The sequence below is a fragment of the Brachyspira aalborgi genome (assembly GCF_008016455.1).
Classification (GTDB): Bacteria; Spirochaetota; Brachyspiria; order Brachyspirales; family Brachyspiraceae; genus Brachyspira; species Brachyspira aalborgi.
Map to the genome: position 1 here is coordinate 478403 of NZ_SAXU01000001.1, position 22172 is coordinate 500574.

Sequence of the window (22172 nt, forward strand, 5' to 3'; positions counted from 1 at the left end):
TTATTCAAGAGTTTTTACCATATCTTTATGTATTTTTTTATTGCTCGCTATATACTGTTTTTTTGAAAAAATATCATATTCTTTCATATTTATATTTGTTATAAGTCCGCCAGCTCTTTTTAATATAACTGTAGAAGCGCAAATATCCCAAGCCGAAAGTCCAAATTCAAAAAATCCATCGGCGGCTCCTTCTGCAACCATGCATATATCTAAAGCTGCAGAACCGTCTCTTCTTACGCATAAACTCTTTTTTACCATATTTGCAAAATCTATCATTCTATCATTTAAAAAATTATCGTTAGTAGCCGTATCGTAATAAAATCCCGTAATAATAAGAGATTCTATTAATTTATTAGTTGCGCTAACATTAATAACTTTTCCGTTTTTATAAGCTTTCGATTTTGCATGCGCTTTATAAATAGTATTCGTTAAAGGCGCGTAAACAACTCCCAAAATTGGATAACCTTTATAAGCCAAACCTATTGAAACGCAATAAAAAGGATAGCCATGAATAAAATTACTCGTTCCGTCTATAGGGTCGACTATCCAAGAAAAATCTTTATCTTCAAAATTATTTGATTCCTCGCCTAAAAATGCGAATTTAGGATATTTTTTTAATAAATATTTTTTAATAGTTTCCTCGTTTTTTAAATCGATTTCGGTAAATAAATCCGTCTTTCCTTTTTTAGAAACTTTTCTTGGAGCGCCAAAATATTTTAAAGAATATTTGCCCGCTTTTATTGCGATATATTCCGCGTCTTTTAAGCATTTATTTAATTTAGATTTTGAAAATTTTTTAATCTCGTTTTCTATTAATCTATATTTTTTATCGTTTTCGTCTTTAGTTTTGCTCTTTTTATTAAAATTAAATATGCTCATAATAAATACTCCGTTAAAATTAAAATTTATTTATTTGTTTGAGTTTCCCTAAATAATAAAACGGAAGGATTATCTCTAACCTTTTCGCTAAATATTTTTAAATTAGAAATTATTTGAGAAACATTAGTTTGTAAATTCGTATCTTTCATTAAACTGCCAACTATTCCTTTTCCGCTTTCAACATCTCGAATTATAAAAGACAAATCTTTACTTATAACGCTTATATTTGCAATACTTTCATTAACATTTGAAATTATTTCGCCAATCTCAGATTCATTGGTATTTATTAATTTTGTTATAAGCTCGATTGTAGACGACATATTTGTTATTATGCTTGTAAATTCTTCAAAATTAAGGTCTTTACCTATATCGCCAATAGAACCTAAAGCACTTTCTAAACTAAAAGGCTCTACTCCTTTAACTACGCTTTCGGGAGGCAAACTTTTAAGTCCTTCGGTAGTTATTGTAGGCGGAGTTGCCATTATATATTTTTCGCCTAATCCCAAACCAACAGTTTGTATTGTAAATCTTGTTCCTTCGGGCAAAACGACATTTCTATCGGTTATGAATAGAGTCACCCTTATAGTTCCGTCTTTATTAATAGATATATCTTCGATAAATCCTATATTTATTCCGCCGCCTCTATATGAAACTTTACCATTTACAAGCAAATCGCCTATAAATACATAATCTACATATATTCTATAACCGTTTCCTTTTAATTTTAAATTTCCTAATATGCTTATAGAAATTAAAAATAACGCTATAGTCAATATAAAGAATATTCCTAATTTTATTTTTTTTCTCATAATTTTATCTTACCTTCCTCAATTTAATCATTTAATCCGCATCCGCAGGTTTTATAGTTTCTATATCCTCGCCTTTTTTAGCAATACTACTCATAAAGAAAAATTTCAAATGAGGCTCTTCAATTTCATGCAAACGCTCTGGAGCGCCTCCTTCAATAATTTTACCATTATGAAGCATTACGACTCTATCAGCCATTCTAAAAACGCTAGTCATATCATGAGTAATAACTATACTCGTAACATTAAGTAAATTTTGCATCTTTATTATCAAATCGTCTATTATTCTAGACATAATCGGGTCTAATCCCGTTGTCGGCTCGTCATAAAGTAAAATCTCTGGGTCCATAGCAATCGCTCTTGCCAAACCGACTCTCTTTTTCATACCGCCAGAAAGTTCGGATGGCATTTTTTTTTCTATATTTGGCATTCCAACCATATCCAAAACTTCCGCAACTTTTATTTTTATTCTATCTTCGGGCATATCTTTTTTTATTCTTCGGAGTCCAAAACTTACATTTTCGTAAACATTTAAAGAATCGAAAAGCGCCGCTCCTTGAAAAACCATAGCGAATTTTTTACGAACTTCCGTTAATTCGTTATCCGAAATTTTATTAATATCTTGTCCTTCAACGATTATAGTTCCAGAATCTGGCTGCAATAATCCAATCAAATGTTTTATAAGAACGCTTTTACCACAGCCCGAATTTCCTATAATAGATAAAGTTTCTCCTCTATTAACTATAAGATTAACTCCGCTCAATACAATTTGAGAGCCAAAACTTTTATATACTTCTTTCATTTCTATAATATTCATTAATAAAAACCTTATAAACTCTAAACGGTAATTCTCAAAAATTTAATTTCATTATCCGCTTTAATTCTATAATTTCCCATGCATGCGGGAATAAGAACGGTTTTACCCGCTTTTAATTTTATATTATTATCTTTTATATCCGATTCTATAAATCCGTCTCCTTCTATATCAATAAAAATTTCAAAAGTTTTAGAATTTGTTTGCGAAGAGAATTTATTTTTAATAAAATATTCTTCCGCCGTAAAATATTTATTTGAAAATATTTCGTTAATTTCTAAATCTTTATTTTTAAATTTATTTCTTTTTTCAGATTTTAATTGATAAGCGTCTATATTTTCTATAACATTAAAAGCGTCTTCAATATGCAATTCTCTCGCTTTTCCGTCTTTATCGATTCTTTTCCAATCGTATAATCTATAAGTAATATCGCTTGAAGTTTGTATTTCTGCTATCATTGTATCCCCCAAGATTGCATGAACGCATCCGTTTGGAATATAATAAGCATCTCCTTTTTTAACTTCAAAATAATTAAATAAACTTTCTATATTATTTATATTATTGTCAATCGCTTTTTTAAGAATATTTTTATCTATTCCTTCTCTTAAACCTAATAAAATTTTAGCGTTATTTTTCGCTTCTACAATATACCACATTTCATTTTTGCCATGTTTTTTATGTTTTTTGTAGGCATATTCTTCATCGGGATGAACTTGTATAGAGAGTTTATCTTTTGCGTCTATAAATTTTATTAATAACGGAAAATATTTTTCTTTTTTTGCCGATATCAATTGCAAAGCTTCAATGCAATTAGAACCTAAAAATTCTTCTTTGTATCTTTCTACTAAAAATGATAAAGTTTTTCCTTTAAACTCTCCGTTTAGGATTATGCTTTTTTCCTCGTTTAAGTCGGATATTTCCCAACTTTCGCCTATATTTTTATCGCTTTCAAAAGGTTTTGAATATAAAGATGCAAGCAAACTTCCGCCCCAAACGGTTTCTTTAGCTATTTCAGATAATTCTAATATATACATAAATAATATTATATAAGAAAAAATTAAATAATTCAATAATATATATTATAAAAATATCTTATGCAATATTATGTTTATTTATTGATATTTATTATATTTTAATGTATAATATCTTTATTCAAAATAAAATTAACAAATAATTTAATTTTTAAGGAAAATTTATGTCCGATATTAGAGTCAGATTCGCTCCGTCACCAACGGGTTTTTTACATATAGGAAATGCAAGAACCGCATTATTTAATTGGCTTTATGCAAAGTCGGTTAATGGAAAATTAATATTGAGAATAGAAGATACCGACCAGGAGAGAAGCACAAAAGAAGCGGTTGATATGGCAATAAAATCTTTAAAATGGCTTGGAGTCGATTGGGATGAAGGACCAGAAGTTAATGGAAATTATGGACCTTATTTTCAATCGGAAAGATTAGATATATACAAAAAATATACAGAAAAACTTATGGAAGAAGGAAAGGCTTATTATTGTTTTTGCTCTTCGGAAGAATTAGAAAAAAAATCAAACATGCAAAAAACTTTAAATCAGCCAATAATTTACGATGGAAAATGTAAAGATATTCCTTTAGAAGAAGCTAAAAAAAGAGTCGCAAACGGAGAGGCGGCAAAAATAAGATTCAGAGTTCCTAAAAACGAAGAAATTATTTTTGAAGATTTCGTTAGAGGAACGGTAAAAACTAATAGCGATGAAATTGGCGATATTATAATCGTTAGAGAAAACGGTTTTCCAACTTATAATTATGCCGTAGTTATAGACGATATGCTAATGAAAATAACTCATATTATAAGAGGGGAAGACCATATTTCAAATACTCCAAAACAGATTTTAATTTATAAAGCGTTAGGAAGCGAACCTCCGAAATTTGCTCATACTTCTTCGATACTTGGAGACGACAGAAAAAAATTATCGAAAAGACATGGCGCCGCTACTCTTATGGAATATAAAGAAGAAGGATTTTTGCCTCAAGCTATGCGAAATTTTTTAGCTCTGCTCGGTTGGACGCATCCCGAAGCTATAGAAACTATGAACGATAAAGAAATGATAAAAGCTTTTACTCTATCTCGTTTTTCAAAAAGTCCCGCGATATTCGATACGGCTAAATTAAGACATTTAAACGCTTGGCATATAAAAAATATCGATTTAGAGGAAGCGGTTGAATTATTTATTCCATATTTAATAAAAGGCGGATTCTTAAAAGAAAATTACACGGAAAGCGAAAAAAATTGGGCTAAAAAACTTGTTTCGGTAATAAGGCATAATTGCGTAGTTTTATCGGATATAAATAAATATGTTCCCGTATTTTTTGAAAACGATTTTGAATTGGATAACGAAATGAAAGAAATTGTAAATAAAGAAGAAAGTAAAAATTTGCTTAAATTTATAAAAAGCAATATAGAAAATGCAAATGAAATAACAGACGAATATATGAAAAATTTAATAAAATCGGCTCAAAAAGAAACGGGTTTAAAAGGACCAAATTTATATCATCCTATTCGATATGTTTTAACGGGAAGCAAAGCTGGAACGGAGCTTTCGCATATTTGCGAGCTTTTGGGTAAAGATAATATTTTATATAGATTATCCAAATATATTTAACAAGGGAAAAATATGATAAACGGAAAACCTTTAATATTAGCTGTAGACGATGAAGAAAATATTAGAAATCTTATAACTTATACATTTGAAGAGCATAATCTCGAAGTAATGACGGCTGAAAACGGAAAAGCGGCTATAACTATATTGGAAAATAATCCTATAGATGTAATTATAACCGATTTACTTATGCCGACAATGACGGGACTCGCTTTAATAAGAGAAATGAAAAAGAGAAAAAGCTCGATTCCGATTATTATAATCACAGCTTACGGAAATACGGAAATGGTAAAAGAGATAATAGCCGAAGGCGTTTTTAGACTTATAGAAAAACCTCTCGATTTTGACATATTAGTTCCTATAGTTCAAGATGCGATAGAAAATAAAAAGAAAAATTCTAAAAAGTAAAAGCCCAATGCTTTAAAAACATTAGGCTTTTAGGAAATTAAAATATTGATGTAAAAAAGAATCATTTTGCAGATAAATATTTGTCTATTCCGTAAGCGGCTCTTTTTCCGTCTCCAATAGCAAGTATAACAGTAGCAGCACCTCTTGCAGCGTCTCCTCCTGCAAATACTCCATCCATTGATGTTGCGCCCGTTTCTTCGTCTATAACATAAGTTCCTTTTTTGCTTATTTTAAGCTCGGGAACTTTTCTTGCAATTAAAGGATTAGGCGTAGTTCCTATAGCTATAATAACGGCGTCAACTTCTATATCTTCAATTTTTCCTTCAACTGCTATTGGTTTTCTTCTTCCGTCTTCGTCAGGTTCGCCTAATTCCATAACTTGAGTTCTTATAGCGACAACATTATCGTTTTCATCTCCTACAACTTCCAAAGGCGCTCTTAAAAATCTAAACTCTACGCCTTCTTCTATAGCATGATGAATTTCTTCTAATCTTGCAGGAAGCTCTTTTTCCGTTCTTCTATAAACTATATAAACTTTTTCAGCTCCAAGTCTAACCGCGGTTCTGCATGCATCCATAGCGACATTACCGCCTCCCAAAACCGCTACTTTTTTATGTCTTATAACGGGCGTGTCGACTTCTGGGAATTTGTAAGCGCCCATTAAATTGACTCTCGTCAAATATTCGTTTGCAGAATAAACTCCGCATAAATGTTCGCCTGGAACATTCAAAAATAAAGGAAGTCCCGCTCCCGTTCCTAAAAATACGGCGTCATATTCTTTTCTTAATTCTCCAAAATCTATAGATATTCCCGCAACTTCGTTTATTTTAAATTTAACTCCGTCTCTTTTAAGATTTTCAACTTCATGCGCCACCAATTCTTTAGGTAAACGAAATTCTGGAATTCCATACATTAAAACTCCGCCGATTGTATGAAGCGCCTCTAAAACTGTGACATCATAACCTAATTTAATTAAATCTCCCGCGCATGCCAAACCCGCAGGACCCGCTCCAATAACGCAAACTTTTTTTCCGTTTTGTTCGACTTTTAAATCTTCATGTTCCGAATTTTTTCTTTCGTAATCGGCTACAAACATTTCTAATTTTCCAATAGCTACAGGCTCGAATTTTTTACCGACAACGCATCTCTCTTCGCATTGAGTTTCTTGAGGACAAACTCTTCCGCATGCGGCTGGCAAAGCGTTAGTTTCTTTAATCTTTTTAGCCGCTTCTAAAAATTTTCCGTCAGCGACTAATCCTATAAATTCGGGAATTTTTACTTTCGCTGGGCAACCTTCCATACAATGCGGAACTTTGCAATCTAAACATCTTAAAGCTTCTTTTAAAGCCTGTTCTTCGGTATAACCTAAAGGAACTTCTTTAAAATCCATTCTGCGTTCTTCGGCGCTTCTTGTAGGCATATCCTGTCTTGGTATTTCGCCTAATTTTGACCTTGGGGGCATATATTTTTCTCCTAAAATTTGGATATTTTTAATAATTATTTAAATATTATACTACATAATTAAATATAGTCAATAGTCAATATATAAAATATTAATTAGTATTTATTAAAATAAAATCTAATTAATCATTTAATTTATATTTATACCAATAAGAATTTCCAACATGCTTTTGCATAACTTTTTTTATTCCGCTTAAATCAAATGTGGCTATTGGTTCAAAGTTTTTCATTAATTTTGCGGATTTGCCATTATAAAGCATTTTTGTTAATACGCTAGCTCTATTGGATGGCACATTTATACCATAGCATCCCATATCGTCAGATTTAAAATCGTCAGAATGAAAAGTGCTATTAATATCATTGCCTTCATTATCGGTTATAACTAAAATTAAATTGTCCCCTTTTTGTATATCTCCATGAAAAATCGCTATTACAGAGTATCCAAGAGAATCTACATTAACGCCTATTAATATATAAGCCCCACTATCTCCCAAATCATAAGTTGTAAAAGTAGTTAAAGGTTCTCCATTTTTAGTGTATGCAGTGCCAACTTCCCATTTAGCAAAAAGCATTGCCGAAAACATTAAAAATAAAAATATAATTTTCTTCATAAAAACTCCTAATTGTTAAATTATAAATTAATTATAATAGATATATATAAATTTGTCAATTTAATAAATAAGATTTTTTATTTATTTATTTTTTATTTCTTCAAAAGCATTTTTAAATTTTTTAGAAAAATCTGATTTTACTTCTATATTTTTAAATCCCGCGCTATTTTCAATTCTTATTGCAACTAAATTTCCTATATTATCAACTCTCGCATTTGCATTTATAGTATATGTATCAAAAGAATCTGCATCATACAAAAGCCATTTATATGTGCTTAACATTTCGCCTTTATCAATCTTTGACATTTCGCTTGTATAATTAAGATTTATAAAACTATTATCACTAAATTTTAAAATTATTTTATTTCCTTTTGAAATAGTAAAAGCTGCGCTACTTACATATAAAGCGTCTAAAATTACATTGTCAGTATTTACCAATTTACTAAATCTTAATTTAATTGTCGTATCCCAACCCGTTATTGTCATATAATCGGTTTCATAATGTTGCGTTCCGTAAAAACTATCGTTAACAGTTTTAACTTTTACGGCGCAGGATATTAATAATAAAATTGGCGACAATAAAAATAATTTCTTTAATTCTTTTAATTTTAATAATTTTTTCATAAAATAAATTCCTAATTGATTTTTTATAATTATATAGATTATTAGCAATTTTTCAAGTATTAAAGTGTTGACATTAATTAATTATAATATACAATATTAACACAGTATTTAAATTATCATAATTAAGAAGAGTAGTCTATTTGCTTGGCTACTCTTCGAATTTTAAATATTTATTATCAATAAAAACTCAAACGATTAATTATAATATTAACATAAATTTATTTTTTATATATAATATCATAAATTATTTTAGAGATTCTTATGTTGGAAAATTCAAATAATACAAAAATTAAAGAAAAAATTACAAAGTCGTCTTTGAAAATGTCTATAGTAACTGCAATTAGTAGAATATTCGGACTTGTTAGAGACCAAATACAGGCGGCTTTACTTGGAACAACTTTTATTGCGGACGCTTTTGCAATAGGTTTTATTCTTCCTAATTTATTAAGAAGATTATTCGCTGAAGGAAATATGGTTGCAAGTTTTATTCCCGTATTTACCGAACTTGAAAAAGAAAAAGGAATCGAAGAATCAAAAAAATTTTTTAGAGCAATTTTTACGCTTTTAACTTTAATATTAATTCTAATCGTTTTAATAGGGATAATAATCTCTCCTCTACTCGTTAAATTTTTATATAAATCGGCAGATAAAGAAGCTTTGGATTTGGCTACAAATTTGTCAAGAATAATGTTTCCTTATCTTTTGTTTATATCGTTAGCGGCTTTGATGCAAGGAATTTTAAATATAAGAGGATATTATTCTATTTCGGCTGCAAGTCCGATTATTTTAAATACTATTATAATAACTACAGCTTTAATTTTTTATTTCTTTTTTCCAAATGTTTTTGAAAATATGTCTTATGTTTTTGCAATAGCGGTTTTAATCGGCGGATTCGTTCAATTTATTTATCAAATGCCTTTTGTTAAAAAATTCGGATTTACTTTTAAGCCAAGTTTTAATTTTAAAGATATTTATGTAATAAAAATGATAAAACTATTTGCGCCTGGAATTTTTGGAGCGAGCGTTTATCAAATTAATTTGCTTGTTTCAACGGCTTTTGCGGGAGCGATTGGAGAAGGCAGAGTTTCGGCGGTTACTTTTGCAAACAGAATTCATGAATTCGTTTTGGGAGTTTTTGCCGTAAGTATAGCGACTGTTATGCTTCCGACTTTAAGCAAATTGATAGCCGAAGATAAAAAAGAAGAGGCAAAAGACACTTTAGGCTATTCTTTAAGATTAGTCGCTTTAATAACTATTCCCGCTACTTTCGGATTTATTATTTTAGGAAGAGAAATTGTAGCCTCAATTTTTCAATACGGAGCTTTTTCTTCAAATTCAACTTTTTTAGTTTCAAGCGCTTTAAAATATTTATCTATATCTTTATTTTTTGTGGCAAGTTATAGAATAGTTGTTCAATCGTTTTACGCTATGAAAGACATGAAAACTCCCGTATATACGGCTTTTTTTTCATTTGTAATAAACGCTTTAAGCAATTATTTATGCGTTTATATTTTCAAATTCGATATAATCGGAATTTCAATTTCAAGCGTTTCTGCAAATATAATTTCTTTTTGCATATTATATATTTTATTAATGAAAAAAATTAAAACGAAATCCATAATCAATAAAAAAATCGATATTTTCAAAACTTTTTTATCAAGTTTATTAATGGGAATGTTTGTTTTTTCTCTAAAATATTATTTTTTATCCGTTCCGCAATTTTCAAAAGCTTTTTTTGTATTAAAAGTTTTTATAATAATTTTTGCAGGAATAATTTTTTACTGCTTAATAAATATAATTTTAAAAAACAATGATTTTTTATCTTTCATTAATATTTTTAGAAAAAAGATTATTAAAAGAAAATCATAATATAGCGTTTTTCATTTCTTTAACATATTTTCCAACATAACTTGGCGAATCTTCTCCGTATTCTTCGCATAATTTTACTATTGCGCTTCCGACTATCACTCCGTCCGCATATTCGCTCATTTCTTTTGCCCGCTCTGGAGTCGATATTCCGAAACCTACGGCGACAGGAATATCATTAACCGATTTTACAAGATTAACCATTTTTTCTATATTCGTGTTTATATTTTCTCTTATTCCCGTCACGCCTAAAGAAGAAACGCAATATATAAATCCGTTAGAATCTTTTGCTATTGCCGATATTCTCTCTTCGGATGTAGGCGCTATTAAAGATATAAAATCAATATCATACTTTTTAAATATCGAGTCGAATTCTTTTTTTTCTTCGTAAGGAACATCGGGAAGTATAATTCCGTCAATTTTTAATTTTTTAGATTTTTCTGCAAATCTTTCTATTCCATACGAAAACACTATATTTGCATAAGTCATAAAAACCATTGGAATATCGGTATTTTTTCTAACCAACTCTAACATAGAAAATATTTTATCCGTTGTAGTTCCATTTTTTAAGGCTCTGCTATTTGCCGATTGTATAATAGAACCTTCGGCTACAGGGTCGGAAAAAGGAATTCCAAGTTCTATTAAATTAGCTCCATTTTTCTCCATTTCGTATATAGTTTTTTCGGTTATATCCAAAGAAATTTGTCCGCAAGTTATAAAAGGAATAAAAGCCTTTCCTTTTGAAAATGCATTTTTTATATTACTCATTGATTATCTCCCCATTATATTTTGCTATCGATACGCAGTCTTTATCTCCCCTACCCGATAAATTTACTACTATTATTTTATCTTTATTCATTTTTGGCGCTTCTTTAATGGCATAGGATAAAGCATGGGCGCTTTCTATCGCGGGTATTATTCCTTCCATACGCGATAAATATTCAAAAGATTTAACCGCTTCATCGTCCGTTATCGGAATATATTTTACTCTTCCAATATCATGCAAATATGCATGTTCGGGACCTATTCCAGGATAATCGAGTCCCGCCGATATGGAATAAACGGGAGCTATCTGTCCATATTCATCCTGACAAAAATAAGACTTCATTCCATGAAATATTCCTAATTTTCCCGTAGATATTGTAGCCGCCGTTTCAAAAGTATGAACTCCTCTTCCCGCCGCCTCGCATCCTACAAGCTCAACCGATTTATCTTCTATAAAATGATAAAAAGAACCTATCGCGTTAGAACCTCCGCCTACGCATGCCACAATCATATCTGGAAGTCTTTTTTCAATATTATAAATTTGCTCTTTAATCTCTTTTGAAATAATAGCTTGAAAATCCCGCACTATTGTAGGAAAAGGATGAGGTCCCATTACCGAACCAATCACATAATGAGTGTCGTCTATTCTTTTAGTCCATTCTCGCATAGTTTCCGATACGGCGTCTTTTAAAGTTGCCGTCCCGCTTTCCACAGAATTAACTTTAGCTCCCAAAAGTTTCATTTTATAGACATTTAAAGCCTGTCTTTCGGTATCTTCTTTTCCCATAAATATTTCGCATTCCATATCCATAAGCGCCGCTATAGTCGCCGTTGCCACTCCATGCTGTCCCGCTCCCGTTTCGGCTATAACTCTTTTTTTCCCAATTTTTTTAGCGAGTAAAACCTGCCCTAAAACATTATTTATTTTATGCGCGCCAGTATGATTCAAATCTTCTCTCTTCAAATATATTTTTGCTCCTTTCAAATCTTCAGTAATTCTTTTTGCAAAATAAAGCATAGAAGGACGATTCGCATAATTTTTAAATAAATCGTTTAATTCTTCGTTAAAATCTTTATCGTCTTTATAGAAATTATAAGCTTTTTCAAGTTCTATAATCGCATTCATAAGAGTTTCGGGAATATATGTTCCGCCATGAACTCCAAAATGTCCTTTATTCATATTCTCTCCTCTTTATAATTTTTCGTAATATTTATAATATATTTCATTTTATCAAAATCTTTTATTCCGTCCGTTTCAAGTCCGCCCGACAAATCTACGCAGTAAGGATTAAATTTTAAAGCTTCGTTAATATTTTCTTTATTCAATCCTCCAGCCAAAAAATACTTTTCATTAAAAATATTTTTGAAATTTTTATTTAACTTAAAAGCCTTTTTCAAATAATTCCAATTAAAAGTTTTTCCAACTTCGCATTTAAAATTATCTAAAAGTATAAAATCGGAAAATATATTAACGCTTTCTAATATAGAATTTTCATTTTCAACCGTCACGGATTTTATTATTTTAGAATTAGTTTTTATTTTTAGATTATCTATAAAATCATTATCTTCGCTTCCATGCAATTGAATAATATCTATAATTTTATCTTTAATCAAATTTAATATAAAATCAAAATTATCGTTTACGAATACTCCAACGGCTTTTATTTCTTTGTCGAGTTTATTTTTTAAATTGCAGGCTTCTTCAAATTTGACTTTTCTTCTGCTTTCGGCGAAAACAAATCCTATATAATTTGGTTTCAATTTATTTGCATAATTTATATCTTCTTCTCTAAATAATCCGCAGGTTTTTATTTTCATTAATCTATTATTCCTCTTAATTTTTTTATTTCTTTTTCTTTATCTTTTTTAATCATAAGCGTCTCGCCTATAAGAACGGCGTTAGTTTTATTTGCTTCAAGAATTTTTATATCGTTTCTATTTTTTATTCCGCTTTCGGAAACAAAAATTATATTATTTGGAATCAATTTTCTTAAACGAACGCTATTATTAATATCGACTTCAAAAGTTTTTAAATTTCTATTATTTACTCCTATTATTCTTGGATTTAAATTTAATATTTTTTCAAGCTCTTCCTCGTTATGAATTTCAAAAAGAGAAGATAAACCCAAACTATTTGCAATTTCAAAATAATCTTTTAATTTATATTTATCCAAAACGGCGGCAATAAGCAAAATAGCATCCGCTTTTATATTTTTGCTTTTATATATCATATATTCGTCTATTATAAAATCTTTGCGAAGTATTGGAATATTTACCGTTTCTTTAATCTCTTCTAAATATTTATCGCTTCCCATAAAATAATGAGGTTCGGTTAAACAAGAAATCGCATCGGCTTTTGCTTTTTGATAATCTTTCGCTATTTCAATATAATCAAATTCTTCTGTTATTATTCCTTTTGAAGGAGAGGCTTTTTTAATTTCGCAAATAAAATTAATTTTCTCTTTTTTGCCAATCGCTTTTTCAAAATTAAAATAATTTTCTTTTTCTACGCTTTTTATACTTTCGGCAATTTTCCTAACTTCGATTAAAGAGATTTTTTGTTTTTCTTTTCCTATACGCTCTTTTGTAGTTTCGCATATTTTATCAAGAATATTCATTATCGACAAACCTATATAATTTTAATTATAATATTAACTATTACTTTCTTTTATAAAATCTTCCAATTTTTCAAAAGCCTTTTTTTCGTCTATTAGATTTTCAGCCATTTGGATGCCTTCTTTTATATTTTTAACTTTTTTAGCGATATAAAATCCAGCTCCAGCGTTCATACAAACGGCTTTTCTTTTAGCTCCATTATCTTTGAGATTAAAAATATTTCTTATAATTTCCGCATTTTCTTTTACGCTTCCGCCTTCAAGTTCTTTTTTATCGCAAAAATCGTATCCAAAATCTTTAGGCGATATCGTATAAGATTTTAAATTTTCTTTATCTAAAATTTCGCATACTTTAGTTTCAGACGACATTGATATTTCGTCTATTTTATCCGTTCCGTAAACTACCATTCCTCTTTTAACTCCCAAATTCTGCATAACTTTTGCAAGAGGTTCGATTAATGATTCGTCATAAACTCCCATAAGTTCTATATTAGCTCCAGCTGGATTTGATAAAGGTCCTAATATATTAAAAACCGTTCTTATTCCAAGTTCTTTTCTAACGGGAGCGACATATTTCATAGCTATATGATAATTTTGAGCGAATAAAAAACATATATTTATTTTTGAAAGAATTTCGCGACTCTTTTCGGGTGAAATATTTATACTAATTCCCAATTCTTCCAAAACATCCGCAGCGCCGCATTTTGAAGACGCCGCTCTATTTCCATGTTTTGCAACCGCAACTCCTCCCGCAGCTATAACTATTGCAGACGCCGTAGAAATATTAAAAGAGTTAGAATTGTCTCCGCCAGTGCCGACTATTTCAAGAACTTCCATATTATGCAAAAGTTTTATGCAATTCTCTCTCATTCCCGCAGCCGAACCCGTTATTTCCTCAATAGTTTCGCCTTTCATTGAAAGCGCAGTTAAATACGAAGACATTTGAACGACTGTAGCTTTTCCAGACATTATCTCATTCATTACCTCTTTGGCTTCCTCGTAATTTAAATTTTCTTTTTTAGATAATTTTAAAATTGCTTCTTTAATCATATTATAACCTCGTATAAATTTTTTATAATATTAAATCCGTCTTTAGTCATAACCGATTCGGGATGAAATTGCACTCCGTATATCGGATATTCTTTATGCTCTATAGACATTATTTCTTTATCTTCTATTGAAAAAGAAGTTACTTTTAAACAATCGGGCATGCTCTCTCTGACGGCTGACAGAGAATGATACCTTGCAACCTCGATTTGTTTAGGAAGATTTTTAAATAAAATAGAATTATTAGAAAGTTCAATAATCGAAGTTTTTCCATGCATCAACTTTTTTGCATAACTAACTTCCGCTCCGAAAGATTTGCATATTGCCTGATGTCCCAAACAAACTCCAAATATTATGGGATTTATTTTACTTTTATTATCTTTATCAATATAGAAATATTTTATAATATCTATGCATATTCCCGCATCTTCGGGTTTTCCAGGTCCGGGCGATATTATTATAATATTTGGATTTAACTTTTCTATTTCTTTAAAATCTTCCGTTTTATATTCATCATTTCTTACAACCTTTATATTTTTATCAAATTGTCCTATAAGTTGATAAAGATTATAAGAAAAACTATCGTAATTGTCTATTAATAAAGTCATAATTCCATCTCCGCCATTTTAGCAGCTTTTAATACCGCAGCCGCTTTATTTATGCATTCTATATATTCCTTTTCGCCTACGCTGTCGTAAACTATTCCCGCTCCCGCTCTTATGCATATTTCGTCTTCTTTTTTATATATTAATCTTATTCCTATACAAGTGTCCATATTGCCCGAAAAATCAATATAACCGATAGCGCCTCCGTAAATTCCTCTGCATATTCCTTCAAGTTCGTTTATTATCTCGCAAGCTCTTATTTTTGGAGCGCCCGATAAAGTTCCCGCTGGAAGTATAGAATCCAAAACATCCAAAGCGTCTTTATCGTCTCTTATGATTCCCGATACTGTAGAAGCTATATGCATTATATGAGAATATTTTTCTACAAATTTATATTTTTCTACATTTACGCTTCCTATTTTGCTTATTTTTCCAATATCGTTTCTTCCCAAATCGACAAGCATATTATGTTCTGCAAGCTCTTTTTTATCAGTTAAAAGCTCTTTTTCCAATTTTAAATCTTCTTCTAAAGTTTTTCCTCTCGGACGACTTCCCGCCAAAGGATAAGTATGCAATTTATCGTTTTCAAGTTTAACCAAAGTTTCGGGAGAAGAACCCGCTATTTCTATATCGCCCATAGAAAAATAAAACATATAAGGAGACGGATTAATTGTTCGCAATACTCTATAAACATCAAATAAATTCCCTTCGGCTTTAGCGTATATCGGATTTGAAAGAACGACTTGAAAAATATCGCCTTCGTAAATATATTTTTTAGCCTTTTCTACCATATCGCAATATTTTTCTTTTGAAAAACTATGTTTCGCTTCCGATTTAAAACTAAACTTTTCAAAACTATTTTTATATTTTTTGCTTTCTGTTTTAAGAAGTTTTTCTATAGAGTCCAATTTTTCTAAAGCTTTATCGTATTGAAAATCCAACTTTGAAATTTCTATTCCAGTGATTAATATTATTTTCTGTTTAAAATTATCGAAAATTATAACATCGTTAAAAAGAAACAAATTCAAATCGTAAAATTTATTATCGTATTCTTCAAAATCGAGTTTTTTTTCGTTGTATCTTATATAATCGTAAGAAAAATATCCTGCAAGTCCGCCCGTAAAAGTAGGCATATCGTCAATTTTTGGCGTTTTATATTCTTTCAAAATTTTTCTTATTATGTCTTTAGGATTTCCTTTAATAGTTTTTAGTCCGTTTTTGTCTTTTATATTTACATTCCATTTGCTTGCGTTTATTTCTAGTATAGGCTCATAACATAAAAAAGTATATCTTCCCCAAACCTTTCTATCTTCCACGCTCTCCAAAAGAAATGCATTAACGCTTTTAGATTTTAAAATACGCATAGCTTCTATAGGCGTAATAAAATCGGAATAAATTTCTTTGCAAATAGGAACTCGTTTATAATCGTTTAAATTTTTTATTTTCTTTATATTTTCAATATTCATAATTTATAACTTATAATAATAAAATTTAGCTTAAAATACTTAAATATTATAATACTATTAGTAGTAATTGTCAAGCGTTTATTTTTAAATTTTAAATAATAAATTTAATTTAAATTTATATATTATAAATCAATATAAAAAATAAATATTATATTAAATTAAATAAAGAATAATCACCAAATGCTTTTATTAGGTTTTCTCAATTCTGGCTCGTCATTGCTTGGAATAACTTTTTTTAATTCGCTATATAATCTCTTCTCTTCTGAAGACAATTTTTTATTAACATCGATATTAACTATCACAAGCAAATCGCCTCTAACTCCTCTATTTAAGTTTGTAGCTCCGCCGCCTTTTAATTTGAAAACCTGTCCGCTATTCGTTCCCGCTGGAATTTTTATTTTTACTTTTTTCTTATCCAAAGTTTCTATAAGTATATCTGCTCCTAAAGTCGCTTGAACTATATTAATTCCTACTTCGGTTATCAAATCAATTCCATCTCTTATAAAATATTTATGAGGCAAAACATTAATATACAAATATAAATCGCCTGGAATTCCGCCCGCAATCGCTTCGCCTTCCTTTGAAACTCTAAGTTGAGTATTATCGTCTATGCCTTTTGGAATATTAACCGAAATAGTTTTAGGTTTTTTAATCGTTCCAGCTCCTCTGCAATTTTTACAAGGTGTTGTCACTATCGAACCGCTTCCATGACATCTACTGCAAGTTCTTCTAACGCTAAAAAATCCTTGCGAACTTCTTATCTCTCCGCTTCCTCCACAAGTCGGGCAAGTTGTGGTTTTTGTTCCTGGCTCAGCTCCGCTTCCATGACAAACATCGCAAATATCGTTTTTGTCAAGTTTAATTTCCATTTTCTTGCCAAATACCGCATCTTCCAAAGAAAGATTAATATCGTATCTTATATCGTTTCCTCTTCTCTGCCTTGTAGAACTTCTGCTTCCAAATCCGCCTCCAAAAAAAGAACTAAATATATCGTCTAAATCGCCAAATCCTCCGCCGCCAAACATTGAAGAAAAATCAAAACCGCCTCTTCCGTAAGCGTCCGCAAAATCGCTATGAACTCCTTGAAATCCGAATTTATCGTATTGAGAGCGTTTTTTTTCGTCCGATAATATTTCGTAAGCTTCCGTAGCTTCTTTAAATTTTTCTTCCGCTTCTTTATTTCCAGGGTTTCTGTCAGGATGATATTGCATAGCCAATTTTCTGTAGGCTTTCTTTATCTCATCCACATTGGCAGTTTTTGAAACTCCCAAAACCTCGTAGTAATCTCTTTTATCAGCCATTTATAAATATCCTTTTTAACTTAAATTAAATAAAAATATAATTATACTTTAAATATTCCAAAAAATCTTTTAAAAATTTCAAACCTCTTCAAAAAACATAAAACTATTTACAAACATTAAAACTCCCGCAGCAATCCAAACCGATTTAGTTCCAAATTTATTGGTAAATAAAGAACCTAAATAAGCGCCTAAAGTAAAAGACAAAATAATAGTCAAATAAATAAATCCATTTTTTACGCTTTTAATATGTTCTTCTTTTTTATTTTTATTTTTTCTAAATAAATAATCAAATAAATGCTCCGAAGCAGAACGCAAATTTCCCGTGCACATAGTCGAAACATAGGAAAGCCCTTCTACTTTATTAAAAGTTGTCATATGAACCGCGGATATAAAAGAAACGGAACTAACCATTAAAGCGTTTGGGAAACTTCTTGAAAACATTCCAACCATAAAAAGTATAATCGTATTGATTAATAAAATAATATAACCCCATTCTATTATATGCTTTTCGTTTGTAATTTTTTTTATAAATTGAGCGAACCAAATTCCGCATATAAAAGACAATATTGGAAACAGACAATTTATAGCGTCATAAAATTTGCCTTTCGCTAAATTCATTGCAAGAAATATTATATTTCCCGTTTGAGCGTATGCAAAAATTCCGTCTTTCGTTATATAAGTATAAGCGTCCACATAACCGCAAACCATAGAAAGCATTGAGGCTATATATATAGTTTCCAAAGTATGAATTTCTTTCTTCTTTTTTAGAAAAGATAAAATATTTTTTTTCGATTTACTTTTTTTTGAAATATTCTTTTTTAATAATTTATTAATCAAAATCAAAACCTTTATAATTGATTTGTATAATTATATATCAAAGAACAATATAATCAAATAGGCGGCTAAAATTATTTATTATTTTTTAACCGCCAAATGCTTTATATTCAACTTTTACTTTTTATCATTATCGTCAACAACCTCGTAATCGGCGTCTACAACGGATTCGTCTTTTCTTCCCGTATCTTCCGTAGTTTCATTTGCCTGACTTTGTTGTTCGGTTTGTCCTCCCGCTTGCTGTCCTTGTTTATAAAGAGTTTCTGACGCTTTACTCCAAGAAGCCTGAAGTTCATCCGTAGACTTTTTAATATTATCCGTATTATTTGATTCTATTGCCGATTTTAAAGCCGACACTTTAGATTCAATTTCGGATTTATCCGAAGGCTGTAATTTATCTCCCGATTCTTTTAATAATTTTTCCGTTTGATAAATCATATGGTCCGCGTTATTTTTAGCTTCAACTTCTTCTTTTTTCTTTTTATCCTCTTCTGCATGTTTTTCTGCGTCTTGCACCATTCTGTTAATTTCTTCTTCACTCAATCCGCTTGAAGATTCTATTCTTATTTTCTGCTCTTTTCCCGTTCCCAAATCTTTAGCCGATACATGCACTATTCCGTTAGCGTCAATATCAAAAGAGACATCTATTTGAGGAACTCCTCTCGGCGCTGGCGGTATTCCAACCAAATCAAATCTGCCAAGCTCTCTATTATCGTTTGCCATTTTTCTTTCGCCTTGTAAAACTCTTATAGTTACCGAAGGCTGATTATCCGCCGCTGTTGAAAATACCTGATTCTTATGCGTAGGAATTGTTGTATTTCTATTTATTAAAACAGTCATTACGCTTCCTTCCGTTTCAATTCCCAAAGAAAGAGGAGTTACATCCAAAAGAAGAACATCTTTAACATCGCCTCTTATTATTCCGCCTTGAACTGCCGCTCCCATTGCAACCGCTTCGTCAGGATTTACGCTTTTATTTGGCTCTTTATTAAATACATTTTTAACGGTTTCTTGAACTAAAGGAATTCTCGTAGAACCTCCAACCAATATAACCTCGTCTATATCGTTTAAAGTTAATCCCGCATCTTGCATAGCTTTTTCGCAAGGGATTCTAGTTTTTTCAACTAAATCTCTTATAAGCTCTTCAAATTTAGACCTAGTCAAAGACACATTCAAATGTTTAGGACCAGACGCGTCCGCTGTCAAATAAGGCAAATTAATATCGGTTTGTAATGAGCTTGAAAGTTCTTTTTTCGCTTTTTCTGCGGCTTCTTTTAATCTCTGCAAAGCCATTTTATCGTTATTTAAATCTATGCCTTGTTCTTTTTTGAATTCGCTTATAAGCCAATCGATTACCGCATGGTCGAAATCATCTCCTCCCAAATGCGTATCTCCGTTTGTGCTTTTTACTTCAAATAAACCGTCAGCCAATTCCAATATAGATATATCGAAAGTTCCGCCTCCCAAATCGTAAACGGCTATTTTTTCGTCTTTCTTTTTCTCTATTCCATAAGCCAAAGCGGCTGCGGTAGGTTCGTTAATTATTCTCAAAACATTAAGCCCCGCAATTCTACCCGCGTCTTTTGTAGATTGTCTTTGACTATCATTAAAATAAGCTGGCACGGTAATAATGGCGTCCGTTACTGTTTCTCCTAAATATTCTTCCGCCGTTTGTTTCATTTTTTGAAGTATTCTAGCGCTTATCTCTTGAGGAGTAAAATTGCCTTCTAAAGTTTTTATTTTTACTTTTCCGTCTTCTTCTAAAACGGTATAAGGCATTCTCGAACGCTCTTCGGTTACTTCATTATAAGTGTTTCCCATAAATCTTTTTATTGAAAATATAGTATTTTCGGGATTCGTTACCATTTGGTTTTTAGCTGGTTGTCCGACTAAAACCTCGCCTTTATTGGTAAAAGCGACTATTGAAGGAGTAGTTCTATTTCCTTCGCTATTCGTTATAACTACGGGTTTTCCGCCTTCCATTATGGATACGCATGAATTCGTAGTTCCTAAATCTATTCCTATTATTTTACTCATTGTATTATCTCCTTAATTAATAAAATTTTAAATTTTGCATTCTAAACTAAAATTAAAACTAATCTTTTGTCAGAACGCTTACAATATATTCTGTGTGACCGTTTCCCAAATGAGAAGTATTAAGGTCAACATTTATTACTTCCCTATTTTCAATATGCTTATTAATTTTATCCGTTAAATCTTGCAAAACGGTATTAATATGCTGTCTGTCTGCAGCTTTTGGCTCGTAATAAGCCCTAAAAAGTTGAATATGCGCCATAAAATCTCCTATTTTTAATTTTTTATTTTTATTTATTTTATTTTAATTTTTTACAATTTTATTCTTTAGCTTTCGGTTTTCCGACTATAACTTTAGCCGTTCTCAAAAGCTCATCGTTTAATTTATATCCTTTAGCATAAACTTTTACAATTTTTTCATGCTCGCAATCGGGAACTTCAATCACAGTCAAAGCCTCATGCAAATTAGGGTCGAACTCCTCGCCCAAGCATTCTATTTCCTCGACTCCGTTATCATGAATAAAATCTATAAACTGTTTATGTATCAATTCTATTCCTTTATAATATTCGCTATTTTGTATATCGTTATTATTTTCTCCCGCTTTTATTGCTCGCTCAAAATTATCCATAAAATTCAAAAGAGATAATAATAAATCTTTATTCGCTCTTTTAATAGTGTCAATTTTTTCTTTCGCCGCTCTCTTTCTAATATTTTCAGTTTCCGCCATAGCTCGCATATATTTATCTTTCAAATCGGCGTTTTGATTTTCCAATTCTTCAATTTTTTTACTTAATTCGTTTTCTTCATTATTATCATCTTCGTTCGCATTTTCTTTATTTTCTTTATTATTTTTTAATTCTTCTTCGGTTTCAATATTTTTATATTTTTCGATAGCTTCGTTTACTTCTTGCAATTCTTCGCTATTTTCCATTTTTGCTTCTTCCATTTAATCGCAAAATCTCCTTTCAATTACTTTATTTAACTTATTTATTTTTTTAAATTTTTATTTTATCAAATCCTTTGCTATATTAATATGCAAAAAATATGCCAATTATTTTTAAAAGTTTTAATAAAATTACATAGAATAAGATATATTTTTTAATAAAATTATGTTAATTATTAAACATTAAAATTTAGTATGTATCATTATTAAACATTAAAATATATATTAATTGTATTATTTTTTAACAATATTTAATATTATTTGCAGAATATAAAATAAAAAAATATCCCACTGAGAATAACCGCAGTGGGAAAATAAGGAGGTTCTAAAAAATCTATATCAATATCATAAGTTGCAAATTAGTATATAAATTATAAATAAATCTATATAAAAAGTCAATACCTTATACTAAAAAAATAAAGAAAAATAAAGAATATTATTAAATTTTATAATT

At 30.2% G+C, this 22172-nt stretch carries 22 protein-coding genes; 3 read left to right on the forward strand and 19 right to left on the reverse strand.

Annotation, left to right across the window (positions count from 1 at the left end; genetic code table 11):
* The 4 genes from EPJ79_RS02205 to EPJ79_RS02220 are packed head-to-tail and all read right to left on the reverse strand — an operon-like array spanning position 1 to position 3533.
* Positions 1 to 879: an inositol monophosphatase family protein gene (locus tag EPJ79_RS02205; protein ID WP_147738272.1), complete on the reverse strand. Its 879-nt coding sequence runs from the start codon at positions 877 to 879 to the stop codon at positions 1 to 3.
* 26 nt (positions 880 to 905) lie between these two features.
* Complete coding sequence (locus EPJ79_RS02210) at positions 906 to 1688, reverse strand: MlaD family protein (RefSeq protein WP_147738273.1); 783 nt, start codon at positions 1686 to 1688, stop codon at positions 906 to 908.
* A gap of 31 nt (positions 1689 to 1719) precedes the next feature.
* Positions 1720 to 2502 (reverse strand): ABC transporter ATP-binding protein, encoded by a 783-nt coding sequence (locus tag EPJ79_RS02215; protein ID WP_021957774.1) that lies wholly within the window; start codon positions 2500 to 2502, stop codon positions 1720 to 1722.
* Positions 2503 to 2522: 20 nt separating this feature from the next.
* Positions 2523 to 3533: a type I phosphomannose isomerase catalytic subunit gene (locus EPJ79_RS02220; protein ID WP_147738274.1), complete on the reverse strand. Its 1011-nt coding sequence runs from the start codon at positions 3531 to 3533 to the stop codon at positions 2523 to 2525.
* A 161-nt stretch (positions 3534 to 3694) separates the two neighbouring features.
* On the opposite strand from EPJ79_RS02220, the gene gltX reads away from it, so the two are divergent.
* Both gltX and EPJ79_RS02230 read left to right on the forward strand, forming a co-directional pair.
* Positions 3695 to 5140 (forward strand): glutamate--tRNA ligase, encoded by a 1446-nt coding sequence (gene gltX / locus EPJ79_RS02225; protein WP_147527839.1) that lies wholly within the window; start codon positions 3695 to 3697, stop codon positions 5138 to 5140.
* Positions 5141 to 5152: 12 nt separating this feature from the next.
* Entirely contained in the window at positions 5153 to 5545 is a 393-nt protein-coding gene (locus EPJ79_RS02230) for a response regulator (protein ID WP_147738275.1), read from the forward strand.
* 61 nt (positions 5546 to 5606) lie between these two features.
* On the opposite strand, the gene gltA is transcribed toward EPJ79_RS02230, so the two are convergent.
* The 3 genes from gltA to EPJ79_RS02245 form a co-directional block, all read right to left on the reverse strand.
* Positions 5607 to 7007, reverse strand: a complete 1401-nt coding sequence (gltA, locus tag EPJ79_RS02235) for an NADPH-dependent glutamate synthase (RefSeq protein WP_147738276.1) — start codon at positions 7005 to 7007, stop codon at positions 5607 to 5609.
* 121 nt (positions 7008 to 7128) lie between these two features.
* A complete protein-coding gene (locus EPJ79_RS02240; RefSeq protein WP_147738277.1) occupies positions 7129 to 7617 on the reverse strand; it encodes a hypothetical protein in 489 nt (162 codons plus the stop codon).
* Between the two features lie 81 nt (positions 7618 to 7698).
* Positions 7699 to 8241 carry a hypothetical protein gene (locus tag EPJ79_RS02245; RefSeq protein WP_147738278.1) on the reverse strand — a complete coding sequence of 181 codons (543 nt, stop codon included), beginning with the start codon at positions 8239 to 8241 and terminating at the stop codon, positions 7699 to 7701.
* Between the two features lie 261 nt (positions 8242 to 8502).
* On the opposite strand from EPJ79_RS02245, the gene murJ reads away from it, so the two are divergent.
* Entirely contained in the window at positions 8503 to 10110 is a 1608-nt protein-coding gene (gene murJ, locus EPJ79_RS02250) for a murein biosynthesis integral membrane protein MurJ (RefSeq protein ID WP_147738279.1), read from the forward strand.
* On the opposite strand, the gene trpA is transcribed toward murJ, so the two are convergent.
* From trpA to EPJ79_RS02310, 12 genes are all read right to left on the reverse strand, one after another.
* Positions 10105 to 10875, reverse strand: coding sequence for a tryptophan synthase subunit alpha (gene trpA / locus EPJ79_RS02255; protein WP_147738280.1), 771 nt, complete (start codon positions 10873 to 10875; stop codon positions 10105 to 10107). The two genes, murJ and trpA, sit on opposite strands and share 6 nt — an antisense overlap.
* Entirely contained in the window at positions 10868 to 12052 is a 1185-nt protein-coding gene (gene trpB, locus EPJ79_RS02260; protein ID WP_147738281.1) for a tryptophan synthase subunit beta, read from the reverse strand. Before trpB ends, trpA begins: the two co-directional genes overlap by 8 nt.
* On the reverse strand, positions 12049 to 12690 hold the full coding sequence (locus EPJ79_RS02265) for a phosphoribosylanthranilate isomerase (protein WP_147738282.1): 642 nt from the start codon (positions 12688 to 12690) through the stop codon (positions 12049 to 12051). Before EPJ79_RS02265 ends, trpB begins: the two co-directional genes overlap by 4 nt.
* Positions 12690 to 13490, reverse strand: coding sequence for an indole-3-glycerol phosphate synthase TrpC (gene trpC / locus EPJ79_RS02270; protein WP_147738283.1), 801 nt, complete (start codon positions 13488 to 13490; stop codon positions 12690 to 12692). The genes EPJ79_RS02265 and trpC overlap by 1 nt, the downstream gene beginning before the upstream one ends.
* A gap of 33 nt (positions 13491 to 13523) precedes the next feature.
* Positions 13524 to 14537 carry an anthranilate phosphoribosyltransferase gene (trpD, locus tag EPJ79_RS02275; RefSeq protein ID WP_147738284.1) on the reverse strand — a complete coding sequence of 338 codons (1014 nt, stop codon included), beginning with the start codon at positions 14535 to 14537 and terminating at the stop codon, positions 13524 to 13526.
* Entirely contained in the window at positions 14534 to 15142 is a 609-nt protein-coding gene (locus EPJ79_RS02280) for an anthranilate synthase component II (protein ID WP_147738285.1), read from the reverse strand. The genes trpD and EPJ79_RS02280 overlap by 4 nt, the downstream gene beginning before the upstream one ends.
* Positions 15139 to 16605 carry an anthranilate synthase component I gene (gene trpE / locus EPJ79_RS02285; protein ID WP_147738286.1) on the reverse strand — a complete coding sequence of 489 codons (1467 nt, stop codon included), beginning with the start codon at positions 16603 to 16605 and terminating at the stop codon, positions 15139 to 15141. Before trpE ends, EPJ79_RS02280 begins: the two co-directional genes overlap by 4 nt.
* A 173-nt stretch (positions 16606 to 16778) precedes the next feature.
* Positions 16779 to 17906, reverse strand: coding sequence for a molecular chaperone DnaJ (gene dnaJ, locus EPJ79_RS02290; protein ID WP_147736039.1), 1128 nt, complete (start codon positions 17904 to 17906; stop codon positions 16779 to 16781).
* Between the two features lie 78 nt (positions 17907 to 17984).
* Positions 17985 to 18743 (reverse strand): YoaK family protein, encoded by a 759-nt coding sequence (locus tag EPJ79_RS02295; RefSeq protein WP_244289046.1) that lies wholly within the window; start codon positions 18741 to 18743, stop codon positions 17985 to 17987.
* Positions 18744 to 18857: 114 nt separating this feature from the next.
* The gene (dnaK, locus tag EPJ79_RS02300; protein WP_147738287.1) at positions 18858 to 20777 is read right to left on the reverse strand and encodes a molecular chaperone DnaK; all 1920 of its coding nucleotides are present in this window, start codon (positions 20775 to 20777) and stop codon (positions 18858 to 18860) included.
* Positions 20778 to 20835: 58 nt separating this feature from the next.
* Positions 20836 to 21036 carry a hypothetical protein gene (locus EPJ79_RS02305; protein ID WP_021957751.1) on the reverse strand — a complete coding sequence of 67 codons (201 nt, stop codon included), beginning with the start codon at positions 21034 to 21036 and terminating at the stop codon, positions 20836 to 20838.
* Between the two features lie 58 nt (positions 21037 to 21094).
* Positions 21095 to 21721: a nucleotide exchange factor GrpE gene (locus EPJ79_RS02310; protein WP_147738288.1), complete on the reverse strand. Its 627-nt coding sequence runs from the start codon at positions 21719 to 21721 to the stop codon at positions 21095 to 21097.
* Positions 21722 to 22172: the final 451 nt, after the last annotated feature.

What these genes read in the sequence shown, in the direction of transcription:
- trpA (WP_147738280.1), bottom strand. Translation starts at nt 10,875, where the DNA reads ATGAGTAATATAAAAAATGCATTTTCAAAAGGAAAGGCTTTTATTCCT.
- EPJ79_RS02240 (WP_147738277.1), bottom strand. Translation starts at nt 7,617, where the DNA reads ATGAAGAAAATTATATTTTTATTTTTAATGTTTTCGGCAATGCTTTTT.
- dnaK (WP_147738287.1), bottom strand. Translation starts at nt 20,777, where the DNA reads ATGAGTAAAATAATAGGAATAGATTTAGGAACTACGAATTCATGCGTA.
- EPJ79_RS02245 (WP_147738278.1), bottom strand. Translation starts at nt 8,241, where the DNA reads ATGAAAAAATTATTAAAATTAAAAGAATTAAAGAAATTATTTTTATTG.
- trpD (WP_147738284.1), bottom strand. Translation starts at nt 14,537, where the DNA reads ATGATTAAAGAAGCAATTTTAAAATTATCTAAAAAAGAAAATTTAAAT.
- EPJ79_RS02210 (WP_147738273.1), bottom strand. Translation starts at nt 1,688, where the DNA reads ATGAGAAAAAAAATAAAATTAGGAATATTCTTTATATTGACTATAGCG.
- EPJ79_RS02205 (WP_147738272.1), bottom strand. Translation starts at nt 879, where the DNA reads ATGAGCATATTTAATTTTAATAAAAAGAGCAAAACTAAAGACGAAAAC.
- EPJ79_RS02220 (WP_147738274.1), bottom strand. Translation starts at nt 3,533, where the DNA reads ATGTATATATTAGAATTATCTGAAATAGCTAAAGAAACCGTTTGGGGC.
- trpB (WP_147738281.1), bottom strand. Translation starts at nt 12,052, where the DNA reads ATGAATAAAGGACATTTTGGAGTTCATGGCGGAACATATATTCCCGAA.
- trpE (WP_147738286.1), bottom strand. Translation starts at nt 16,605, where the DNA reads ATGAATATTGAAAATATAAAGAAAATAAAAAATTTAAACGATTATAAA.
- dnaJ (WP_147736039.1), bottom strand. Translation starts at nt 17,906, where the DNA reads ATGGCTGATAAAAGAGATTACTACGAGGTTTTGGGAGTTTCAAAAACT.
- gltX (WP_147527839.1), top strand. Translation starts at nt 3,695, where the DNA reads ATGTCCGATATTAGAGTCAGATTCGCTCCGTCACCAACGGGTTTTTTA.
- EPJ79_RS02280 (WP_147738285.1), bottom strand. Translation starts at nt 15,142, where the DNA reads ATGACTTTATTAATAGACAATTACGATAGTTTTTCTTATAATCTTTAT.
- murJ (WP_147738279.1), top strand. Translation starts at nt 8,503, where the DNA reads ATGTTGGAAAATTCAAATAATACAAAAATTAAAGAAAAAATTACAAAG.
- gltA (WP_147738276.1), bottom strand. Translation starts at nt 7,007, where the DNA reads ATGCCCCCAAGGTCAAAATTAGGCGAAATACCAAGACAGGATATGCCT.
- EPJ79_RS02310 (WP_147738288.1), bottom strand. Translation starts at nt 21,721, where the DNA reads ATGGAAGAAGCAAAAATGGAAAATAGCGAAGAATTGCAAGAAGTAAAC.
- EPJ79_RS02215 (WP_021957774.1), bottom strand. Translation starts at nt 2,502, where the DNA reads ATGAATATTATAGAAATGAAAGAAGTATATAAAAGTTTTGGCTCTCAA.
- EPJ79_RS02265 (WP_147738282.1), bottom strand. Translation starts at nt 12,690, where the DNA reads ATGAAAATAAAAACCTGCGGATTATTTAGAGAAGAAGATATAAATTAT.
- EPJ79_RS02305 (WP_021957751.1), bottom strand. Translation starts at nt 21,036, where the DNA reads ATGGCGCATATTCAACTTTTTAGGGCTTATTACGAGCCAAAAGCTGCA.
- EPJ79_RS02230 (WP_147738275.1), top strand. Translation starts at nt 5,153, where the DNA reads ATGATAAACGGAAAACCTTTAATATTAGCTGTAGACGATGAAGAAAAT.
- trpC (WP_147738283.1), bottom strand. Translation starts at nt 13,490, where the DNA reads ATGAATATTCTTGATAAAATATGCGAAACTACAAAAGAGCGTATAGGA.